The organism is Rhizobium leguminosarum (assembly GCF_019798305.1).
In the GTDB taxonomy this organism is placed as follows: Bacteria; Pseudomonadota; Alphaproteobacteria; order Rhizobiales; family Rhizobiaceae; genus Rhizobium; species Rhizobium leguminosarum_U.
The window spans coordinates 1-22049 of the sequence record NZ_JAAXDD010000007.1; the positions used below are offsets into that span (position 1 = coordinate 1).

A 22049-nucleotide genomic window follows, 5' to 3' on the forward strand; every position below is an offset into this window, starting at 1 on the left:
GCGACCAAGATCGCCGTGCTGAAGGATGGCGTGCTGCAGCAGTTCGGCACGCCGGCCGAGATCTATAACAGCCCGTCCAACATCTTCGTCGCCGACTTCATGGGATCGCCGGCGATGAACCTCTTGAACGCCACCGTCGAAAACGGCGCCGGCGGCCTCGAAGTCTCGCTGGAGCGGCCGAATGCCGCCCCGCTGAGACTGCCGGTCATATCAGGCAATGACGGCCTGACCGCCTATACCGGCAGACAGGTGATCTTCGGCATCCGCCCGGAGGCGCTGACCGATCCCGATGGCGCCGACCGCAAGGCGCGCTCGCTGACCGAAGGCGATTGCCTGATCGAGGTGGTGGAACCCGCCGGCTCCGACACCTTCGCCGTCACCAAACTCGGCGGCAAATCCGTCGTCGCCCGCCTGCGCGCCGATACCGGCATTGCTCCAGGACAACAAACCCGCCTCGCATTCAATCTCGACAAGGCCGTGTTCTTCGATCCCGAGAGCCAGCTCAGGATTGGGTGACGACCGTTAGAGCGCCGCGCGTCTCGAAAGACGCGCTAAGGACGCTCTAACACTTGTCGCATAATTCCTTTCCGAAAATCGATTTCGATTTTCGGGGTTATGCGCTAGGCGGCCGTCACGCCGACCTTCACCGGGGGAAAACGCGAGGAGACTGCTTCGACGGTGATCTCGCCGGTGAACCCCGTCGCCTCCAGCCAGAAGCCGGCGGTGCCGCCCTGCAGAGGCACGTTGGTCGGGCCGACGATCCTTGCGGGGCCGTGCACCTTCAGCGAAATGCTGTCATTCATGAAAGGCAGGCGCTGGCCGCGCTGGTCGAGGGCGCGGATGATGACGCGCGTGCTGTCGCGTTCGCGGGCTTTCAACGTCGAGCTATCGGCAACCACTTCCAGGGTCGTCGGCAACGGATCGGCCGCCAGCGTCAGGCTGGCCACCGGCTCGCCGCCGATATAGCCGGTGAAGGTGCCGTCGATCCATTCGAGACCCCAGGTGCCGAGCTCATCGGCGGTGAAGTGCCGATGGTCGAGCACAACCGGAGGGTGCGGCAGATGCGGGTAGTTCTCGCGGTCTGGACCGATGCGCTTGCTGAGCGCGCCATATTGCAGCTCCACCTCGTCGCAGTTGGTCAGGATGATCAGCGGCAGCACGCCGCCGATATTGCGTTCGCCGCGCGCCCAGAAGGTCGCCGGCTTCATGACGATCTCCTCGGAAGGGTCGCACTGGCTGATATAGGCATAAGCCGCGAATTTCGGCTCGCGGAACATGTCCATGACGCCGTGATAACAGATGCGGTCGCCGGAGCCGAAGTCCTTGTGGGTGTTGTAATCGAACATGCACCAGCCGATAGCCCCGGAGATATCAGGATCGCCATAGGCGGCATTCAGCACTTCCAGGTGACGGCGCACATGCTCGGCCTGACGCTGCTCCTGGTCATAAATCTTCGTCGGGTGCATGTGGCCGTTGAACTCGGTGATGAGGTACGGCACCTTGTGCGATAGTCCGGTATTTTCCTGCTGGGCGCGTAGCGCTGTGCGCGGGCGGTTGGCGCCCGGCAGCTCTTCATTGCCGAGGATGAAGTCGTTCATCGTGTAGACGTCTTCGAGCAGATCGCTCTCGGTGAGATAACGCACGCCGCCGGTCTGGCGGGTGCTGTCGAGTTCACGGGCCAACCGATTGGTCTCGGCGTAGAAATCGTGACTATCCTGCGATTCGTTGATGCGCACGCCCCAGATGATTATCGAGGGGTGGTTCCAGTCGCGCTCGATCATGCGGCGGACGTTCTCGATCGATTCCTGCTGCCAGTCGGCGTCACCGATATGCTGCCAGCCGGGGATCTCCTCGAAAACCAGCAGACCGATCGCGTCGCATCGGTCGAGGAACCATTTCGACTGCGGATAATGCGAGGTGCGGACGATATTGCACTTCAGCACCGTCTTCATGATGTCGGCGTCACGCTCCTGGGCGGAGCGGCCGGCGGCATAACCGACATAGGGGAAGGCCTGGTGACGGTTGAGGCCGCGCAGCTTCAGCGGCTTGCCGTTGAGTAGAAACCCTTCCGGCGTGAATTCGGCGGTGCGGAAGCCGAACCTGGTCGAGATACGGTCGGAGCCGTGTTCGGTCCTGAGCTCGACGGTGACGTCATAGAGCGTGGGATCGGTGATGTCCCAGAGGGCGATGCCGGTGAGGCCGCCAAAGGAGAGCGTGGTGCGGCTGCCGATCGTTTCGGTTGCGGCGGTGGCGACTACCGTGCCGTCGGCCTGCTTCAGCGTGGCGGTGACGGTCGCCGAGAAGCTGCGGCCCTCCGGATTGGCAATGTCGACGCGGATGGTCGCCGATTTCTCCGGGCGAAGAACGTCTGTGGTTTCGATCTTGAGATTGCGGATCGAGACCGGGTCGGTGACCTTCAGCCAAACATCCCGGTAGATGCCGGCATAGGTCAGGTAATCGATGCGGCCGCCGAAAGGCGGAATGTCAGGGTTCTCGCTGCCGTCGATCTTGACGGTGACGAGGTTCTCGCCCTTGACGAGCTTGCCGGTGAGGCGGGCCTCGAAGGGCGTGTAGCCGTCCTTATGGGCAATGATTTCTTCGCCGTTCAGATAGACGACGCTGTCGGCCATGGCGGCATCGAAGACGAGCGAAACCTCGCGGCCCTCGAATTCCGGCAGCCAGCGCAGCACCTTCTGATAGGTGAAGGCGCGCTGATAGCTGGTCTCGTCGAAATAACTGAAGGGCAGTTCGACGGCGGTATGCGGCAGGCTGACCGACCTGGCAGCATCGAAAGCTTCGAGCAAACGCTGGCCGAAGCCCTCATGGAAACTCCAGCCTTCGTTGAAAGAAACGACGGAACGCATTTCAGGCTCTCCAGGTTACGGCATCAGGGACGGTGCGGCGCCTTTCGGCGCGTGAAAATTGAGTCATCGTATTCCTCCTTGATGCAATGGGTATGCGAGCTGTCAGGCGGTCGAGCCCCAGCGGGCAGTGCAGGTGAGCGTGATGCTGTGCGGGCCTTCGATCTCGGCGTCATGGCGTTCGATCAATTCGACGACGGCATCGATGAAGGCGACATGGTCGAGGCTCAGCGTGGTGAGGTCGTTGCAATCCCAGGCGGCCATGGCGATGCCGTCCTGGCCGACGATGGCGATATCATCAGGCGTGTTCTTGCCGAGCACCCGGCGGGCTGCATCGCGTGCGCCGATCGCCATGACGTCGTTGCCGCAGATGATGGCGTCGACCTTGTCCCGGTGCAGCAGCAGCACGGCTTCCTTGAAGCCGGAATCATAGGAGTAGTCACCGAAGGCCTGGGCCTCGAAGGCAAGGCCGCGCTTGGCCAGCGCATCGGCGAACCATTTGCGCCGGAGCTTGTCGATCCAGCTGGAATTGGTGCCGGAGAGGTAGGCGAAACGCTTTTTGCCGTCGCGGACGATCTTGTCGATGATCTCGTCGGCGGCCTTAGCACCGTCGATGCGGATGCTGGAGACGCTTTCGTTTTCGAGCGGCTCGAAGGAGACGATGATCGGCTTCGTGGTGTGGAAGATGTCGACCGCATCCTGCATCGACACCATGTCGGAGAAGACGACGACGTGATCGACCTGATAGGTGGAGGCAAGGCGCATCAGCTGCAGCCGGTCGGAATGATCGGCGCAGCAGAGGATGATCGGCAGCAATTGTCTTGCCTGCAGGCGGTGGACGAGAAGCTGTTGTTCCTCGGCCTCGCAAGGGTTGCCGATCGCATTGACGACGAGGGCCACGAGCCGCGAGCGCTGGTTGTTCAGCGAGCGGGCGATCGCGTTTGGCTGGTAGCCATGTTCACGGGCGACGGCGAGGATGCGATCGCGCGTGGCGCTGCCGATGCGCGAATCCGGCGAGAAGGCGCGGGAAATGGTGGCGGAGGAGACGCCGGCGAGTTTCGCCAGTTCCTTCGAAGTGATCCGCCGTCTGTTCATTCCGCTCATCTTCAGCGCCTATTGGGCGACGATCCTGACGGAAGCGCCGTCGGCCGCTGCCGATTCCTTGATTGCATCCCATAGCCTAGCGAATCTGAGGCCCATTTCAACGGAGCCGGAGTTTTCCATCTTTCCCTCGCGAATGGCGAGGAAATTCTTCATCGGGTTGCCGAGAATCTCGGCTTCCTCGCGCGGCTCGGCGGTACGCCCGATACTGATCTCGCGCCAGCCGCCCCAGGCGTCGATGCGCACGATCGCCTTCGAATAGAAGAAGGTGATATAGGAAGCGCAGCCCGGAGGGCCTTCGCCGGCGGCCGTCAATGTCGCCAGCGCGCCGTTCTTCAGCCGGGCGGAGACGGCGGTGGCGATATCGACCTGTCTGCCGTGATTGTTCATGTAGGCCGAGACGCTGTCGAAATCGGAATTGGCGAGCAGGCAGACGGTGTTCATCATATGGGCGCCGGTGTCGAACATGAAGCCGCCGCCGGAGATGTCAGGCTGCTGCTTCCAGTGGCCGTCGTAATTGGACGACCAGCTTTCCCAGATCATGCCCGATATGGCGATCAACGCGCCGAATTCGCCGGCGAGAGCCCGCCGGCGCGTGTCGAGCACCAGCGGCGACAGGCCGCCCTGGAAGGCGGTGACGATGGTGACGCCACTCTTTTTCTGCGCGGCGATCAGCCTCTCGGCTTCGGTGACAGTCGTCACCATCGGCTTTTCCAGGAAGAGGTCGAGGCCGGCCTCGGCGACGGCAGTTGCCTGCTCGGCATGGAAGGCGTGCGGGGTCGAGACGTAGACGATGTCGAGTTCGCCCCGGCATTCGGCAAGCATCTGGCGATAATCCTCGAAGCCCTTCGGTTCGGGTGTGCCGGCGGCGAGGCAGACGTCGATCAGGCGCTGGCGCGACGCCGCCGTGGTGTCGGCGAGTGCAGCGAATTCGATCTCCGGCATCTTGACCCAGCTCTCGGCATATTCCGCCGCCTTCAAGCCAGCGCCGATGACGCCGAGGCGCAATTTCTCAGACATGAAATTCCTCCCTGAATGCATTGTGCACACGATTACACAAACGGTATGGCGATGGCAATATCTAAATAGGTAAGCAATATCAGCATATTAAAACTAGCATTCGAATCTTTTCAAAAACCGCCTTGTCAGCATTTGGAATGCGTGTACATTTTCACAACCGGTGCTGGAGGGCGCCGTGTCTCTACAAAAGGGAGGACTTCCGTTGAAGAAAATGGTTCTTGGCGGCCTATGCGCCATTCTGCTGAGCGCGGTTTCGACGCTGGCACAGGCAGAAACAATCCGAATTGCAAATCATGGTCAGGCCGGCATCGATGCTATGAAGTCGACGGTCGAGCGGATCGAAAAGAAATATGGCGTCACCGTCGAGGTCATCGAATATCCGGCACCCGACAAGGATTACCTGACCAAGCTCCTGACCGAGCTCGGCGCCGGCAACGCGCCCGACCTGTTCTCCATCCCGACGACGGCTGCCGTCGCCGACATGGTGGAAGCCGGTTACCTCGCGCCTGTTACCAAGGAGTTCAAGGCCTGGGACGGCTACGCCAACCTCTATGACATCGCCAAGGAGCTTGCCGTCAGCCCGGATGGCGAAACCTATGTGATGCCGTTCATGCTCGGCATTCAGGAAATCTATTACCGCAAGGACGTTCTCGAAAAAGCCGGCATCTCCACCGAACAGCCGAAGACCTGGCAGGAACTTCTCGACCGCGCGGCGGAGATCAAGCGGAAGACCGGCGCCTACGGCCTGCTCTTTCCGGCCGGCGTCTCCTGGGGAAGCGGCGCCTTCGACGAAGGCTTCCAGCATCTGCTCGTCGGTTCCAAGACGCCGCAGCTGGTCGATGCCGACGGTAAGCTCGATCTGAATGGCGAAGGCATCAAGGATGTCTTCAACGTCTACAAGGAACTGATCGACAAGGATCTGATGCCGACGCAGCCGCTGCTCGGGCCGGAGCCGTGGGTCATTCCGAAATATCAGATGTTCCCGGAAGGCAAGCTTGTCGCGACCACCTGCGGTTCCTGGTGCTATATTTTCGACTGGGGTCGCGAAAGCAAGAACCCGATCCCTGACGTGACGAAGGTGGTCGGCACCTGGACCGTTCCCGGCCAAAGCAGCGGACAGTACGTGCTGGCCAATCTCGCTGCTCCGTGGGCCGTCAATTCCAAGTCGGCCAATACCGAGCTGGCAATCAAGGCGCTGATGGAGATCGGCTCGATCGAGACGCAGGTTTCCTACGCCGCCCGCATCGGCAACATCCCGGCCAGCAAGGATGCGGCTAACAATGCCGAGTTTCAGAAGCTGACGGAACTGGTTCCAATCCATGCGGCGGCCGGGAACGGCGTGTTCCTGAAGCAGGCCTCCGGTTTCGGTACGGTCTCGGAAGGTGTCGCGCGCGCCACCGAAGCGCTGCTGCGCAAGGAAACCGATGCCGCCGGCGCCCAGAAGATCCTTGTCGACTACGTCAAGGAAACGCTCGGCGACGACATGGTCAAGTAAGCTCCACCACCCTCTCTTCCGCCACGACGGGGACGCGGCGCCAACGCCCGCGTCTTCCCGCTTTCATTCGATAAGCCGGTTCCATCGATAAGGTTTGTGAGCTTCCATGGCCCGAAACTCTCATGAAAAGCGCGCCGAGCGGCAATGGCTGCTGATCCTGCTGCCCTCGCTGGTGCTGCTTCTGGCCTTCGTCATCTATCCGGCCCTCTATTCGATCTATCTGAGCTTCACCAATGAGGCGCTGACCGGGGCCGCGGCCCTTCGGCCCCGTTTCGTTGGTTTCAGGAATTACACGCGGCTCTTCAACGACGCGAAGTTCTGGAATTCGCTGTTCGTCACCTTCGTCTTCGTCATCGGTTCGGCGGTGATCGGCCAGTTCGTGCTCGGCCTGATCTCGGCAATTGCGTTGCGCCGGCCGATCCGCTTTCGGCGGGTGTTCTCGTCGATCATCCTGTTGCCGAATGCAGCCCCTGAAGTCGTCGCCGGTTTCATGTGGATCTCGATGCTGGCGGGCGGCGACAATGCCACACTCAGCCGCATCGTCAGTTTTTTCGGCATCACGCCGGCCGACTGGCTGCAGGTCTTCCCGCTGTCGATGATCATCGTCGTCAACACCTGGCGCGGCATCGCCACGGCGATGATCCTGTTGACGGCCGGGCTCAGCACCATTCCGGCGGAGATCTACGAGGCGGCCCGCATGGACGGCGCGACACCGTCGCAGATGTTCCGACGCATCACCCTGCCGCTGATGATGCCGACGATCCTGCTCTATATGCTGATCTCGGCCGTCTCAACCATCGCCGTTTTCGGCCTCGTCTATGCGCTGACGCGCGGCGGACCGGGCGGAGCAACCGAGGTGGTCAGCATCTATATCTACAACCAGTCCTTTACGTCGTTCCAGCTGGGTTATGGTGCTGCGGTCGCCGTCGTCGCGCTCGTCATCTCGCTGATATTAGGCATCGCCTATGTCCGGGCCATGAAGGTGGAGGTCTGACATGGCCGTCGTTTCCCCGAGCGAAACCGCAAACAAGGGTCGATCAGACCTCATCGCCTATGCGACGCTGTCGCTGATCTCGATCTTCTGCGCCGTGCCCTTCTTCTGGGTGCTGCTTGCCTCGCTCGACGGCAATGCCCAGCTCTTCCTGCATTGGCCAGAGCAGTGGATTTTCGCCAACTATATCAGGGTTTTTACCAAGGAAGACGGGGCGAAGTGGCTGTTCAATTCGCTCTTCGTGGTTGCTAGCGCGACGCTGCTCGTCATGGTGCTTTCCGGGCTCGGCGGTTATGCGCTGTCGCGCACCCGGGCCTGGTGGAAGCTGCCCTTCCTCTACGCGATCCTGCTCATCCGGGTGCTGCCGCCGACGGCGCTGGTCGTGCCGCTCTACAAATTCCTGCTGACGCTGAACAATGCGGAGGCGGCGGTGCTCAGGCCGATCTTCGGCAGCTATGCGCGTGACATCATGCGCTGGACCGGCTTCATCGACGGTTATCTCGGGCTGATCCTGGTGCTTGCGACGATGCAATTGCCGCTGGCGCTCTGGATCATGAAGACCTTCTTCGACGGGCTGCCGCGGGACTATGAGGAGGCGGCGCTGATGGATGGGGCAACACTCACCCAGCGCATCCGCCGGGTGCTGATCCCGCTGGCGCTGCCGGGGCTGGCTGCGGCCGGGCTGTTCGCCTTCATGTCGGCCTGGGGCGATTTCCTGCTGCCGCTGATCCTCCTGTCGTCGCCGGATCTGCAGACGCTGCCGCTCGGTCTCTTCCGCGCCTTCCTGCGCATCAACGAGATCGATTACGGCCTGCTGACCGCACTTGCATTCATCTATCTGCTGCCTGCCGTCGTCGCCTTCGGCTTTGCGCGGCGCTTCCTCGTCCAGACATTTTCGGGCGGTGTGAAGGGCTGAGACCAAGAAAGAGAAACAGATGATCAATCTCAGAAACGTTCGCAAGTTCTACGGCGCGCTCGAGGTCATCAAGGGCGTCGACATCACGGTGGAAGACGGCGAATTCGCGGTTTTCGTCGGTCCGTCCGGCTGCGGCAAGTCCACGCTGCTGCGGATGATCGCCGGCCTCGAAGGCATCGACGAGGGTGACCTCATCCTCAACGGCGCACGCATCAACGACGTGCCGCCCGACAAGCGCGGCATTGCCATGGTGTTCCAGTCCTATGCGCTCTATCCGCATATGAGCGTTGCCGAAAATATCGGCTTTTCGCTCAGCCTGAAGAAGGTGCCGGAGGCGGAGATCCGCCGGCAGGTGGAAGCTGTCGCCGAAATCCTGCAGCTCACCGACTACCTCGACCGCCGCCCGGCCGCCCTTTCCGGCGGCCAGCGCCAGCGCGTGGCGATCGGCCGCGCCATCATCAAGAAACCGGCGCTGATCCTGTTCGACGAGCCGTTGTCGAACCTCGATTCGGCGCTGCGTGTGCAGATGCGCGCCGAGCTGCAGCGCCTGCACCGCGAGCTGAAGGCGACGGTCGTCTACGTCACCCACGACCAGGTGGAGGCGATGACGATGGCGGACCGCATCGTCGTGCTGAACAAGGGCGTCGTCGCTCAACAGGGCGCGCCGATGGATCTCTACCATCAGCCGGACAATGAATTTGTCGCAACCTTCATCGGCTCGCCAAAGATGAACGTGCTGCCGATGACGGCGACGCGCCGGGATGCCGGCAAGGTGCATCTGGAAAGCCCGCTCGGCCTTTCCATCGACCTTTCAGACGCCAATGGCGCCGTGCAGCACGGCGAGGCGAAACTCGGCATTCGGCCGGAACATCTGAAGCTCGCACCCAAAGGGCAGGGTAATTTTTCGGCCGAGGTCGTCATCGTCGAGCGTTTGGGCGTGGAGACCTATCTGACAGTCGGTTCGCAGCAGCAGCCGATCGTCGTACGCACGGAAGGCGACATGACCATTCGCCCCGGCGATCGCGTGTCGCTGACTGCCGAGCGCGCCGGTTGCCATCTGTTTGATTCCGCCGGCCGGGTAATCCGCTCGGCAACCGCTTGAAACACATCGAGGAATGACATGACAATCAAGGTCACGATCTGGAACGAAGGACGCCACGAGCAGGTCCACAAGGAAGTTCAGGATATCTACCCCGATCGTATCGACGGAGCGATCGCTGCCGGTATCGCCCACCCCGATTTCGAGGTCCGCCGCGGTACGCTAGACGATCTGGATGAAGGGCTGCCGGACAGCGTGCTCAATGATACCGACGTGCTGCTCTGGTGGGGGCATATGGCGCATGAGGAGGTCAGCGACGGGCTGATCGACCGCGTGCAGCAGCGCGTGCTGAAGGGCATGGGCCTGCTGGTCCTGCATTCCGGCCATCATTCCAAGCTCTTCCGCCGGCTGATGGGGACCAATGCCAACCTTTCCTGGCGCGAGACGCCGGAAGGCGACTTGGAGCGCGTCTGGGTGGTCAATCCCTCGCATCCGATCGCCGAGGGGCTGCCGCCCTATTTCGAGGTCAATGCCTCGGAAATGTATGGCGAGCCCTTCGACATTCCGCAGCCGGACGAGCTGGTGTTCATTTCCTGGTATTCCGGCGGCGAAGTGTTCCGCAGCGGCTGCACCTTCCAGCGCGGCCGCGGGCGCATCTTCTTTTTCAGTCCCGGCCACGAGACCTACCCGATCTATCACGACAAGACCGTGCATAAGGTGATCTCGAACGGCATCCGCTGGGCGCGGCAGAAACATACCGATGGCCGCATCCTGGAAAACTGGCACCGGGCCGAGCCGCTGCACGGTCGCCCCGGCAAGGTGAAGGTCTGATCTATGGATATTGTGCACCGGTCGTCTTGAGATAGATCGAATAGACCGAACGCGTCGCGGTGATGAAAAGCCGGTTTTTCTTGGGGCCGCCGAAGGTGAGGTTGGACACCGTCTGCGGCACCCTGATCTTGCCGAGCAGGGTTCCGTCGGGCGAAAAGCAGTGCACGCCGTCGGAGGCACTCGTCCAGAGATTGCCGGCGACATCGAAACGGAAGCCGTCGGGATGGCCGACATCGAGGCTGCAGAAGTAGCGGCTGTTGGCAAGCGCCCTGCCGTCGATGACGTCGAAAACGCGGATATGGCGCGGCACTTCATGTTTTGCGGAGCCGGAATCGGCAATATAAAGCTTCGTCTCATCGGGCGAGAAGGCAAGGCCGTTCGGCTGGATGAAATCCTCGACGACGGCGTGGATCGCGCCGCTTGCCGGGTCGATCCGGTAGACATTGCGCGTCGGCTGCTCGGGCTCGGCCTTGTGTCCCTCGTAATCCGACAGGATGCCGTAGGTCGGATCGGTGAACCAGATCCCGCCGTCGGAGTGCACGACGACGTCGTTCGGCGAGTTCAGCCGTTTGCCTTTGTAGCTGTCGGCAAGAACGGTGATGGTGCCGTCCGTCTCGGTGCGGGTGACGCGGCGGCCGCCATGTTCGCAGGAGACCAGCCGGCCCTGCCGGTCGCGGGTGTTGCCGTTGACGTAATTGGAGGGCGAGCGGAAGATGGAGACCGTCCCATCTGGTGTCCAGCGCATCATGCGTTCATTCGGGATATCGCTCCAGAGAAGGCAGTTCAGGTCGGAAAACCAGACCGGGCCTTCCGTCCAGCGGCAGCCGGAATAAAGCTCCTCGAGGCCGGCGCTGCCGATGACCATTGCACCGAAGCGTTCGTCGCGGATCTCATAAATCGGATTGTCGCCCATGCCAGTTTCCTCCCTGAATGCTGCCGTTCTTTTCCTAGCGGCAAAAAGCTGGAGGTGCCAGAGCCCGGCAATGGAAATGCCGGGCTCGGGCTTTTTCAGAGCGCCGCGACCGGATGCGGCGAGCCGTCGTAAGCGCCCCAGATCGACTGGTCGAAGCAGATGACCGAGCCGGTCATCAAGCCGGATTCGGAAGACGACAGGTAAGCGCACGCGCGCGCCACCTCGTGCGGATCGACGAGGCGGCCGAAGGGCTGGCTTGCCGCCGCCTTCTCCAGCCAGTCGGCGGGGGCATCGTGATATTCGCGCTGAATGCGGTCCTCGCCCTCGGAGGCCATCCAGCCGATATTCAGACCATTGACGCGGATGCGGTTGCGCAGGAGCGCGTAGGCTGTGTTCTTCGTCAGCGTTTCCAGCGCGCCCTTGGAGGCGCAATAGGCGGCGATGAAGGGCTGGCCGGCTTTGGCCGACATCGAGCCGATATTGACGACCGTACCTTCGATCTTTTCGCGGCGCATGACCTTCACCGCCTCCTGCATCAGAAAAAACGGCGCACGCACATTGACGGCGAACATGGCGTCGAAGAGTTCCGGGCTGGTGTCGAGGATGGTGCCGCGATCGGTGATGGCGGCGGCGTTGACCAGCGCGTCGACGCGGCCGAAGGTCTTGTCACAGGCACGCACGACATTCTGTGCTTCCTCGACTTTGCCGAGGTCGGCCTTGACGTAGACGATCCTGGCGCCGGTCGCAGCCGAAATCTCCGCCGCCTTGGCCTTGCCCTTGGCTTCGTTGCGGCCGCAGATGACGATACCTTTTGCGCCGCGTTCGGCGAAGAGACGGGCAATGGTTGCGCCCAATCCTTGCGTGCCGCCGGTGACGATGGCGATCTTGCCGTCGAGGCGGCCGTGGTCTGTGCTCATGTGGTTCCTCCATTGTGATGATGTGCGAATGGCCTCCCGCGGGTGCGGGAGGCTTTTATGTCAGTGCGGATGCCCCCTCATCCGCCCTACAGGCACCTTCTCCCCGCTGGGTAGAAGGGGGAATCGAGACGTTGCGGCATATCCCTTCTACCCTCGGGGAGAAGGTGCCGGCAGGCGGATGAGGGGGCCTCCTGCCTCCAGATCAGCTCAACTTCTTGCCCGCCTGCTCGGCAAGTGCTGCCGTAAAGGCTGCATCGCTCCAGCCTTCCTTCAGCGCCTCATGCATCAGCTGCGCCTGTGTCTTCGGGGCCAGTCCGCCGAGTGGCGGGTCGCGGTCGAGGTTGGTCGGGAAGGAGTAGCCCTCGGCGCAGGCGGCGACGGCGTTGGCGATTTCGTCAGGCGAGAGCCTGTCCTGCAAGGTCTTCAAGGCGGGAAACAGTCTGGCGCTCATCCGCTCGCGATTAACTGTTTCCATTGCCCGGCCGAAGGCGGAGGAGACCTGCAGGAGGTTGGCGACACGCTTGATGTCGGCCGAGCGGTTGGTGCCGGCGGCATGGAAGAGGGCGGGATTGAAGAAGACGAGGTCGCCTTTTTCGAGCGGCAGCTGGACATGGTTGGCCTCGAAATAATCCCGGAACTCCTGCCGCTTCAGCGCGAGATAACCCGGCACATAGGTCTGGCTGTGCGGCAGAAAGAGCGTCGGGCCGCTTTCGAGCGGCATATCGCAATGGGCAACCGCACCCTGCAATGTCAGTACCGGCGAGAGCCGATGCACGTGCGCCGGGAACTGCTCGATCACCTTTGAGGACTGAAAGCCGAGATGGTAGTCGCGATGCGCCGACTGCGCCGAACCGCCCGGATTGACGCGGTTGACCTGCGCCGTCATCTGGTAGCTCGGGCCGAGCCAGGCTTCGCTCGCCAGCGCGATGATGGCGTTGCCGTAATATTCGGCGAAATTTGCCGGATCGGCGAGGCAATGTTTTTCCAGCGAGTTCCAGATACGGTCGTTTGCACCGGGCTTGGCGAAGTGGTCGCCGCCGCCGGTCGCGGTGCGATGCTGTTCCTCGATGATCGCATCGAAGATCGTGCTGGCGCGGTCGATGATGCCGGTGTCTTCGTAAGCGCGCTTGAACACGACGACACCAGGACCCTCGCCGAAGGCGTCGCAGATTTCCGCCAACACGGCGCGTCGGCCTTCTGGCGTCGCGGCCGCCGTCATCACCTTGCGGCTGTCATAGATCAGCACGTTTTTTTCGACCGTAGACGCCGAGGGGTAATCGGCAAGTGCCGTCGTCTTTTCCGCAAGGGCGCGAAACTCATCGAGATCGCAGCCGTCTTCGCTCAGCCAGACGCGGTTGGCGCGCAGTTTCTGCTGGTTGTCGGTTTTCATGGCGGGCTCCTCCCTCTTTCCAATGGAGGCACTATACGCCGTGATGCCAGGTGATATAGATCAGAAATCCATCAAAAAACCATCAGGCCGATCGCATGGCACACCTCTTTCTCGTCAAGGATATCGCCTTCCAGGCAGGGCTCAGCACCGCGACCGTCGACCGGGTGCTGAACGGCAGGCCGGGTGTGCGCCGGCAGACCGAGATGCGGGTGAAGGCGGCGATCGCGGAGCTGGAGAAGCAGCAAGCCGGGGCGATGGGCAGCGGCCGCATGCTGGCGATCGATATCGTCATGGAGACGCCGCAGCGTTTCAGCGATGCGGTGCGGACCGCCTTCGAGGCGGAGATGGCGACCTTCCTGCCGGGTGTCTTCCGCTGCCGGTTCCATTTTGCCGAGGTGATGAAGCCGGCCGAACTGGTGCAGCTTCTCGATCGCATCCGGCTGCGTGGCACGCACGGCATCGTGCTCAAGGCGGCTGACGTCGCCGAGGTGGCTGCCGCCGTCGCGCGCGCGGATGCGGCCGGCATTCCCGTCGTGACGCTGGTGACCGACCTGCCGAATTCGGCCCGCATCGCCTATGCCGGCGCCGACAACCGGGCGGCGGGAGAGACCGCCGCCTATCTGATCGGCGAATTCCTCGGGACTGGTGGCGGCAAGGTGCTGGTGACACTGTCGAGCGGACGGTTTCGTGGCGAGGAGGAGCGCGAAATCGGCTTTCGCCGTGTCATCCGCGCCCGTTATCCCGATATCGGAATTACCGAAATCAGCGAGGGGCACGGCACCGATGCTGCGACGGGAACGCTTGCCGCGGCAGCGCTTGCGGCCGACCCCGCCATCAACGCCGTCTATTCGATCGGTGGCGGCAACCGCGCGGTGCTGGCGGCCTTCGACACGGCCAAACGTCCCGTGCGCGTCTTCGTCGCCCATGATCTCGATGCCGATAATCGCGCCCTGCTTGCTGCGTGTCGGATCGGCTTCGTGCTGCATCATGATCTCAGAACCGATGCGCGTTCGGCCTTCCGGGCGATCATGAGCCGGGCGACTGCCTTACCGCGCGCGGTTACGCCCTCGCTTTCATCAGTCGAAATCATCACGCCCTACAATATGCCCGCGGCCGATTGAGCCAATTGACTTCCTTCGATGCCGAATTCGGGCTACAGCTTTGAAGCGAGTATAGGTGAGCGGCATGGATTACAGCGACGTCAGCACGATTGCAGCTTGGATCACGGAGCAGGGACTGAAAGGCGCTTCAGAGGCCGAGTTGATGACCGGTTTCTGCTCGGCTTGCCGGGACGCCGGCCTGCCGCTCGACCGCGGTCTGGCGCTGATGGATACGCTGCATCCGGTGCATGAGGGCCGCGCCTTCCGCTGGGACAGCGTCGAGGAAGTCGAGACCGAATTCGAATATGGTCCGACGATCTCGGGGGAGGCGGCGTCGAACTGGCAGCGTTCGGCCTTCTATCATCTTTGGTCTCGCAACGAGCGGGAGATACGCCGGCGTCTCGGCTTCGGCGATCCGATCGATTTCTCCATGCTCGATACGATCGCTGAAGCCGGTCACACGGATTTCGTGGCGATGATGCATCGATTTTCCGAGGCCGGCACGATCGGCGAGATGGATTGCTTCTTCTCGCATTTCGCGACGAAACATCCAGAGGGCTTTTCCGATCACGACCTCGCCATCCTGCGCAAGCTGGTACCGGTGTTGGGGCTGGCGATCAAATGCATCGCTCTCGGGCGTATCGCCCGCACCATCGCCGAGGTCTATCTCGGCGAGGACGCCGCGCGCCAGGTGATGGAAGGCAAGATCAGCCGCGGCAAATCGGAGCGGATTTCCGCGGCACTCTGGTTTTCCGACCTGCTGAACTACACCAAAATTTCCGACAGCGTGCCGCCGGAGGAAATCATCCCGCTGCTTAACGACTATAGCGAGGCGGTTATCACGGCGATCCACGAGTCCGGCGGCAACGTGCTGAAGCTGATCGGCGACGGTGTGCTCGCCATCTTCAAGGGCGAAGTGCCGGCCGAAACTTGTCGTGCGGCGCTGAGCGCCGAGTCGCTGCTGCGGGAAAAGCTAATCACGCTGAATGCGGCGCGCGCGGCCGACGGCCGGGCGACGACCGACGTCTATATCGGCCTGCATATCGGCGACGTCTTCTACGGCAATATCGGCAGCCAGGACCGGTTGGACTTCACCGTCATCGGACCTGCCGTCAACGAGGTCAGCCGCATCGCATCGATCTGCCGCTCGGTCGATCTCAACGTCTTGATGTCCTCCGATTTCGCCGCAGCAATACCGGAGGAGGAGCGCGCATCACTCGCCTGCATCGGGCGTTATGCGTTGCGCGGCGTGCAGCGCGCGCAGGAACTGTATACACTCGACAGCGCCCGGCTGAACGGGTGAGTTCCTGACTCCAAAGGCTATCGCAACAGGCCCTGGCCGCCGTCGATCCAGATCGGCGTACCGGTGATGTGTCGGGCGCGCTCGGATGCGAGAAAGAGGATGGCTTCGGCGACATCCTCGCTCTTGCCTGCCTTGCCGCCGATGGGAATATCCCCCTCAGGCCAGATGACCGGAACCTCCGTCTCCTGGCGATGGCGGCTGTCGGTATTGGCGCCGATATTGGTGTCGATCTCGCCCGGGCAGACGGCATTGACGCGGATGCCATGTCGACCGAGTTCGAGGGCGAGCTGCTGGACCATGGCGACCTGGCCCGCCTTGGTTGCGGTGTAGGCGGTGGCGCCCGGCGTGGTGAAGGTGCGGGTGCCATTGATCGAGGAGACGACGACGATCGAACCGCCGTGGCGCTTCAGATGCGGAACCGTCAGATGCAGGGTCAGATAGGTGCCGCGCAGATTGACGGCGATGGTCTTGTCCCATTCTTCCGGTTTCAGATCGTCGATCGGCGCCCAGACACCGTTGATCCCAGCATTGGCGACAACGATGTCGAGGCCGCCGAAGGTGTCGGTCAGTTGCGCGACGGCGCCCCGCATTTGAGTTTCGTCGCTGGTATCTGCCGTCAACGCGATCGACTGGCCGCCGGCGGCCTTGATCTCGGCGCAGGTCTTTTCGACCTCGTCGGCGGTGCGGCTCAATGCTGCGACCTTTGCACCCTCGGCAGCGAGCCGCAACGCTGCCGCTTTGCCGATGCCCGAACCGGCGCCTGTCACCAATGCGATCTTTCCCTTCAGCTCCATGGATGGGCTCTCCTTGCCGTTTTGCCGACATGCCAACTGTTCGGCGCGGCAGTTGGTTCCGGAAGGAGGCGGGTCGTCGCGGTTATCTTAGAAGCGTTTGCTTCAACGCCCATCTCTCCGGCCCGTGGACGGCGGCAAAGAGCAGACCGGCGAGGAAGGTAAAGTGATCGATGAAGAAGCCGAATTCGGCCTGGTTCTGTTGCCAATGGGACGGACCGTGGAAAGCGAAAGCGAGAAAGATCACATAGATGCCTGCGAGCAGGCTGGCCTCGGTGAAGAAGGCCCCTGAGATGAAAGCGAGCGCCAGCGCGATCTCGAAGAAGGCGGCGACCCAGGTAAGGAATGTCGCCATCGGAAAGCCGGCAGCGGTGATATAGCCCGCCGTTGCGCCGATATCGGCGAACTTGAAGCCGGCGGCCATGAAGAAGACGAAGCTGAAGATGATGCGGGCGGCGATGATTGCGATTGCTCTGGCCATTTTGAAATCTCCTCTTTGAGCTTCCACTATGACGGACGAGACACGCGATATCCGACACGAGGAATGAAAAAGGGCCGCTTGCGCGACCCTATCACTTTGAATTGCACACAATCCTTTCCGAAAACCGGTTCCGATTTTCGGGGTTATGCGGGTTCACCATTCGGCGAAGCTGCCGTCGGCGTGCCGCCAGATCGGGTTGCGCCAACGATGGCCTTCCCTCGCGCGCTCGATGACATAGGCTTCGTCGACCTCGATGCCGAGACCCGGACCCTGCGGGATCGAGACGAAACCATCGGCATACTGGAACACCTCCTTGTTGGAGATGTAGTCGAGGATGTCGTTGCCCTTGTTGTAGTGGATGCCGAGGCTCTGTTCCTGGATGAAGGCATTGTAGCTGACGGCATCGACCTGCAGGCAGGCGGCAAGCGCGATCGGACCAAGTGGGCAATGCGGCGCCAGCGCCACGTCGTAGGCTTCGGCCATCGCTGCGATCTTGCGGCATTCGGTGATGCCGCCGGCATGGGAGAGGTCCGGCTGGATGATGTCGACATAACCGTCCGATAGGACCTGCTTGAAGTCCCAGCGCGAAAAGAGCCGCTCGCCGAGCGCGATCGGCGTCGAGGTGTGGTTGACGATATCGCGCAGCGCTTCCTTGTTTTCGGAAAGCACCGGCTCTTCGATGAACATCAGCTTGTAGGGATCGAGCTCCTTGGCGAGAACCTTCGCCATCGGCTTGTGGACGCGGCCGTGGAAATCGACGCCGATGCCGATATGCGGGCCGATTGCCTCACGGATGGCGGCGATGGTCTCGACCGCCTTCTCCACCTTCTCGTTGGTGTCGACGATCTGCATTTCTTCGCAGCCATTGAGCTTGATCGCCTTGAAGCCGCGGGCAACCACTTCCTTGGCATTGTTGGCGACATCCGAGGGACGGTCACCGCCGATCCAGGAATAGACCTTGATGCGATCACGGAGCTGGCCGCCGAGCAGGGAATGGATCGGCTGGCCGAGCGCTTTGCCCTTGATGTCCCACAGCGCCTGATCGATGCCCGAGATCGCGCTCATGTGGACGGCGCCGCCGCGATAGAAGCCGCCGCGATACATCACGGTCCAGTGGTCCTCGATCAGGAAAGGATCCTTGCCGATCAGGTAGTCTTCCAGCTCATGGACGGCGGCCTGAACCGTGAGTGCGCGGCCTTCGACGACCGGTTCGCCCCAGCCGACGATGCCTTCATCGGTCTCGACCTTCAAAAACAGCCAGCGCGGAGGAACGATGTAGGTGGTGAGTTTGGTGATCTTCATCGCTGTTCTTTCAGTCTCTTCCAGGGTTTGCGATCGGCGGCGCGTCCGCAGTTTTGTCGTGGTCGGTCATTTTGTTCTGCCGATCGCTTTTTCGGCGGCGGCAAGATCGCGCACCGCAAGATCGAGCATGCGGTTGGTGCATTCGCGGGCGCCAGCCTTGTCGCGCATGCGCAGGGCCTCGACCAGCTGGCCATGAACGAGCACCGCATCCTCGCGGTTCTCGACGCCGATATTGGAGGCATGCAGCGCATATTTCAGCGCCGCGTGAATGGCGCTCGACAGGCGGCGGAAGACCTGATTGTGGCTGGCGGTGAGCAGCACCGTGTGGAACATGACGTCGGCATTGGTGAAGCTTTCCGGGTCGCGGGCGCTGTCGCGCATCTGCCGCCAGGCATTGTCGAGATCGGCGATCTCCTGGGCGCTGGCGCGCTCGGCGGCATATTCGGCGGCTGCCGGCTCGATGGTGCGGCGGGCTTCGAGAATGCAGCCGAGCAGGTCGAAATCCTTGATATAGGGACCCATCCATTCAAGCACGTCAGCGTCGAGGATATTCCAGTCGTCCTTGTCGCAGACGCTGGTTCCGATGCGCGGCTTGCCACGGACAAGGCCTTTGGATTCCAGCACCTTCAGCGATTCGCGAATGACCGTGCGGCTGACGCCGTAGAGTTCGCAGAGATCGTTCTCGCGGGGCAGCGGCGAGCCCGCGGGATAGCGGTCCGCACAGATATCCTGAGCGATCGCCGCCGTGACGTTGCGGCGTACGCGCGGGCGGCGCTCGATGCGGCGGCTTTCGGCCCCGCTCTGTCGCTCGATTGTTTCCAACTCACCTCTCCGCTCTGTCTCGCGTGCTAGGCAACCGAACCTGATTATCCGAATTCGATCCGCTTTGCGACGCTTCCTCCCGGCCACCTGGTCAATAATCCTATTATTCCAATCATCATACATTGGCAATTGACTGGTATGATGATTTATCATAATTCATTGGACGTTGCCTGGGAGGCAGCTGCTCGGTTTTGAGAGTTTAGGGAGAGAGACATGCGCTTGTTCAAAGCAGCCGTTCTGGCTGGCACTTTCGCCATTCTGGCAGCCGGCTCGGCATTTTCCGCGGACGTCAAGATAGGCTTTATCGTCAAGCAGCCTGAGGAGCCGTGGTTCCAGGACGAATGGAAATTCGCCGACCAGGCCGCCAAGGAAAAAGGCTTCACCGTCGTCAAGATCGGCGCCGAAGACGGCGAGAAGGTCCAATCGGCGATCGATAATCTCGGCGCCCAGGGTGCGCAGGGCTTCATCATCTGCACGCCCGACGTCAAGCTCGGCCCCGGCATCGTCGCCAAGGCCGAAGCCAACCAGCTGAAGCTGATGACGGTCGACGACCGCCTCGTCAGCGCCGACGGCAAGCCGCTGGAAGACGTGCCGCATATGGGCATTTCAGCCACCAAGATCGGCGAGACCGTCGGCCAGGCGATCGTCGACGAAATCAAGAAGCGCGGCTGGGACATGAAGAATGTCGGCGCCGTCCGCGTCTCCTACGACCAGCTGCCGACGGCGGTCGACCGCGTCGAAGGTGTTATCTCGGTGCTGAAATCCGCCGGCTTCCCGGCCGAAAACATCTATGACGCGCCGCAGGCGAAGACCGATACGGAAGCGGCGCTCAACGCGGCGACCACTGTTCTCAACAAACATGCCGACGTGAAATACTGGGTCGCCTTCGGCCTCAATGACGAAGCCGTCCTCGGCGCCGTCCGTGCCTCCGAATCGGTCGGCATTCCGGCCGCCAACGTCATCGGTGTCGGCATCGGCGGTGCGGAATCGGCGATCAACGAATTCAAGAAGCCGGCGGCGACGGGCTTCTTCGGTACCGTCATCATCTCGCCGAAGCGTCACGGCTACGAGACGGCGCTCAACATGTATGATTGGATCGCCAACGACAAGGAGCCGGCAAAGCTGACGCTGACCTCCGGTTCCCTGGCGCTGCGCGGCGATTACGAAAAGGTCCGCAAGGATCTTGGCATCGAGTGATCGTCCTTCCAAGATGATATCGTCCGGCGGCCGCTTAGCGTGCCGCCGGGTCTTCCTCGGCGGAGCGATGATGGCTTTCCTCGAATTCAGCAATATCTCCAAGGGTTATCCCGGCGTGCAGGCACTGGCGAATGTGTCCTTCACTGTCGAGAAGGGTGCCGTCCACGGCTTGATGGGTGAAAACGGCGCGGGTAAATCGACGCTGATCCGGGTACTGTCAGGCGATCAGGCCGCCGATGGCGGCAACATCCTCATCGACGGCGAGGAGCAGAGATACGGGTCAGTCCGTGACGCCTTCCATGCCGGCGTCATCGTCATCCATCAGGAACTGCAACTCGTTCCGGAGTTGACGGTCGCCGAAAATCTCTGGCTCGGACGCTTTCCGGCCAAGGGCGGCGTCATCCATTCGAAGGCGCTGATCGAGACGGTGCGGTCGAAGCTCGAAGAGATTGGCATCGATATCGATCCGTCGGCCAAGGTCGCCTCGCTTTCGATCGGCGCTCGGCAGATGGTCGAGATCGCCAAGGCCGTGATGCTCGATGCACGGGTGATTGCATTGGACGAACCGACCTCCTCGCTTTCATCGCGTGAAAGCGAAATCCTGTTTTCGCTCATCGATACACTGAAGGCGCAGGGAACGGTCATTCTCTACGTCTCGCATCGTCTCGACGAAATCTTCCGTCTTTGCGACAGCTTGACGGTGCTGCGCGACGGTAAACTTGCCGCCCACCATCCTCAGATCGCCGAAACCACGCGCGAGCAGATCATCTCGGAAATGGTCGGACGCGAGATCAGCAACGTCTGGGGCTGGCGCGAACGTCCGCTCGGCGGCATACGGCTGGAGGTCAAGGGCCTTTCGGGGCCGAGGCTGCGCCATCCGATCAGCTTTTCCGTCCGCCAGGGCGAAATCCTCGGTTTCTTCGGGCTGATCGGCGCCGGCCGCAGCGAGATGGCGCGGCTGCTTTACGGCGCTGATGCCAGGCATCAGGGCCAGGTGACGATCGACGGCGTTGCCGTTTCGCCGAACAATCCGAAAGCGGCGATCAATGCCGGCATGGTGCTCTGCCCCGAGGACCGCAAGTTCGACGGCATCGTCCAAGGGCGATCGATCGAAGAGAATATCGCGATCTCGTCGCGCCGGCATTTTTCGCCTTTCGGCATTCTGAGCCCGAGGCAAGAGGCGGCGCTGGCCGATCGGTTCATCGCCAAGCTTCGGGTGCGGACGCCGTCGCGCAAGCAGGACATCATCAATCTCTCGGGCGGCAACCAGCAGAAGGTCATTCTCGGCCGCTGGTTGTCCGAGCAGGGTATCAAGGTGCTGGTCATCGACGAGCCGACGCGCGGCATCGATGTCGGGGCGAAATCGGAAATCTACGAAATCCTCTACGAACTTGCGGCCGGCGGCATGGCGATCGTGGTCATATCCAGCGAGTTGCCCGAAGTCATGGGCATTTCCGATCGCATCATGGTGATGTGCCAGGGCAGGGTGGCGGCCAATGTCACCCGTCCGGATTTCGACGAGCGCAGCATTCTGACGGCAGCGCTTCCCGACAAGAATGCCGCAGGCACCCTTTAGAAC

Annotated in this window: 20 protein-coding genes; 10 read left to right on the forward strand and 10 right to left on the reverse strand. The window is 61.9% G+C overall.

The window, feature by feature from the left end:
• A partial coding sequence (locus tag HFO99_RS13630; protein WP_222361751.1) for a TOBE domain-containing protein occupies positions 1-516 on the forward strand: 516 nt, incomplete at its 5' end.
• 104 nt (positions 517-620) lie between these two features.
• Here HFO99_RS13630 and HFO99_RS13635 read toward each other — a convergent pair.
• The 3 genes from HFO99_RS13635 to HFO99_RS13645 all read right to left on the reverse strand — a co-directional run bounded on the left by HFO99_RS13635 (position 621) and on the right by HFO99_RS13645 (position 4982).
• Positions 621-2864, reverse strand: a complete 2244-nt coding sequence (locus HFO99_RS13635) for a glycoside hydrolase family 2 protein (protein ID WP_222333993.1) — start codon at positions 2862-2864, stop codon at positions 621-623.
• Between the two features lie 102 nt (positions 2865-2966).
• Positions 2967-3965 carry a LacI family DNA-binding transcriptional regulator gene (locus HFO99_RS13640; RefSeq protein ID WP_222333995.1) on the reverse strand — a complete coding sequence of 333 codons (999 nt, stop codon included), beginning with the start codon at positions 3963-3965 and terminating at the stop codon, positions 2967-2969.
• Between the two features lie 9 nt (positions 3966-3974).
• Positions 3975-4982 carry a Gfo/Idh/MocA family protein gene (locus HFO99_RS13645; RefSeq protein WP_222361753.1) on the reverse strand — a complete coding sequence of 336 codons (1008 nt, stop codon included), beginning with the start codon at positions 4980-4982 and terminating at the stop codon, positions 3975-3977.
• 202 nt (positions 4983-5184) lie between these two features.
• On the opposite strand from HFO99_RS13645, the gene HFO99_RS13650 reads away from it, so the two are divergent.
• From HFO99_RS13650 to HFO99_RS13670, 5 genes are all read left to right on the forward strand, one after another.
• Positions 5185-6477: an ABC transporter substrate-binding protein gene (locus tag HFO99_RS13650; protein ID WP_222361755.1), complete on the forward strand. Its 1293-nt coding sequence runs from the start codon at positions 5185-5187 to the stop codon at positions 6475-6477.
• A 106-nt stretch (positions 6478-6583) separates the two neighbouring features.
• Positions 6584-7471 carry a carbohydrate ABC transporter permease gene (locus HFO99_RS13655; protein ID WP_003543165.1) on the forward strand — a complete coding sequence of 296 codons (888 nt, stop codon included), beginning with the start codon at positions 6584-6586 and terminating at the stop codon, positions 7469-7471.
• A gap of 1 nt (position 7472) precedes the next feature.
• Complete coding sequence (locus tag HFO99_RS13660; protein WP_222361758.1) at positions 7473-8384, forward strand: carbohydrate ABC transporter permease; 912 nt, start codon at positions 7473-7475, stop codon at positions 8382-8384.
• Between the two features lie 19 nt (positions 8385-8403).
• Positions 8404-9486 carry an ABC transporter ATP-binding protein gene (locus HFO99_RS13665; protein WP_222361760.1) on the forward strand — a complete coding sequence of 361 codons (1083 nt, stop codon included), beginning with the start codon at positions 8404-8406 and terminating at the stop codon, positions 9484-9486.
• 18 nt (positions 9487-9504) lie between these two features.
• On the forward strand, positions 9505-10254 hold the full coding sequence (locus HFO99_RS13670) for a ThuA domain-containing protein (RefSeq protein WP_222361762.1): 750 nt from the start codon (positions 9505-9507) through the stop codon (positions 10252-10254).
• Position 10255: 1 nt separating this feature from the next.
• Here the strand turns inward: HFO99_RS13670 and HFO99_RS13675 are convergent, their stop codons facing one another.
• The 3 genes from HFO99_RS13675 to HFO99_RS13685 form a co-directional block, all read right to left on the reverse strand.
• Positions 10256-11167 (reverse strand): SMP-30/gluconolactonase/LRE family protein, encoded by a 912-nt coding sequence (locus tag HFO99_RS13675; RefSeq protein ID WP_222361764.1) that lies wholly within the window; start codon positions 11165-11167, stop codon positions 10256-10258.
• A 95-nt stretch (positions 11168-11262) separates the two neighbouring features.
• Positions 11263-12084: an SDR family oxidoreductase gene (locus HFO99_RS13680; RefSeq protein WP_222361766.1), complete on the reverse strand. Its 822-nt coding sequence runs from the start codon at positions 12082-12084 to the stop codon at positions 11263-11265.
• Positions 12085-12286: 202 nt separating this feature from the next.
• Complete coding sequence (locus HFO99_RS13685) at positions 12287-13474, reverse strand: phytanoyl-CoA dioxygenase family protein (RefSeq protein ID WP_222361768.1); 1188 nt, start codon at positions 13472-13474, stop codon at positions 12287-12289.
• 95 nt (positions 13475-13569) lie between these two features.
• Here HFO99_RS13685 and HFO99_RS13690 point away from each other — a divergent pair, with 95 nt between their 5' ends.
• Both HFO99_RS13690 and HFO99_RS13695 read left to right on the forward strand, forming a co-directional pair.
• A complete protein-coding gene (locus tag HFO99_RS13690) occupies positions 13570-14595 on the forward strand; it encodes a LacI family DNA-binding transcriptional regulator (protein WP_222361770.1) in 1026 nt (341 codons plus the stop codon).
• Between the two features lie 64 nt (positions 14596-14659).
• A complete protein-coding gene (locus HFO99_RS13695; protein WP_222361772.1) occupies positions 14660-15877 on the forward strand; it encodes an adenylate/guanylate cyclase domain-containing protein in 1218 nt (405 codons plus the stop codon).
• 17 nt (positions 15878-15894) lie between these two features.
• On the opposite strand, the gene HFO99_RS13700 is transcribed toward HFO99_RS13695, so the two are convergent.
• From HFO99_RS13700 to HFO99_RS13715, 4 genes are all read right to left on the reverse strand, one after another.
• A complete protein-coding gene (locus HFO99_RS13700) occupies positions 15895-16671 on the reverse strand; it encodes an SDR family oxidoreductase (RefSeq protein ID WP_222361774.1) in 777 nt (258 codons plus the stop codon).
• 82 nt (positions 16672-16753) lie between these two features.
• Positions 16754-17149, reverse strand: a complete 396-nt coding sequence (locus tag HFO99_RS13705) for a DoxX family protein (RefSeq protein WP_222361776.1) — start codon at positions 17147-17149, stop codon at positions 16754-16756.
• 153 nt (positions 17150-17302) lie between these two features.
• Positions 17303-18451 (reverse strand): galactonate dehydratase, encoded by a 1149-nt coding sequence (gene dgoD, locus HFO99_RS13710; protein ID WP_222361778.1) that lies wholly within the window; start codon positions 18449-18451, stop codon positions 17303-17305.
• 66 nt (positions 18452-18517) lie between these two features.
• Complete coding sequence (locus tag HFO99_RS13715) at positions 18518-19273, reverse strand: FadR/GntR family transcriptional regulator (RefSeq protein WP_222361780.1); 756 nt, start codon at positions 19271-19273, stop codon at positions 18518-18520.
• A gap of 213 nt (positions 19274-19486) precedes the next feature.
• Between HFO99_RS13715 and HFO99_RS13720 the strand changes: the two genes are divergently transcribed.
• Both HFO99_RS13720 and araG read left to right on the forward strand, forming a co-directional pair.
• On the forward strand, positions 19487-20470 hold the full coding sequence (locus HFO99_RS13720; RefSeq protein WP_222361782.1) for an arabinose ABC transporter substrate-binding protein: 984 nt from the start codon (positions 19487-19489) through the stop codon (positions 20468-20470).
• A 70-nt stretch (positions 20471-20540) separates the two neighbouring features.
• Positions 20541-22046: an L-arabinose ABC transporter ATP-binding protein AraG gene (gene araG / locus HFO99_RS13725; RefSeq protein ID WP_222334021.1), complete on the forward strand. Its 1506-nt coding sequence runs from the start codon at positions 20541-20543 to the stop codon at positions 22044-22046.
• Positions 22047-22049 lie beyond the last annotated feature (3 nt).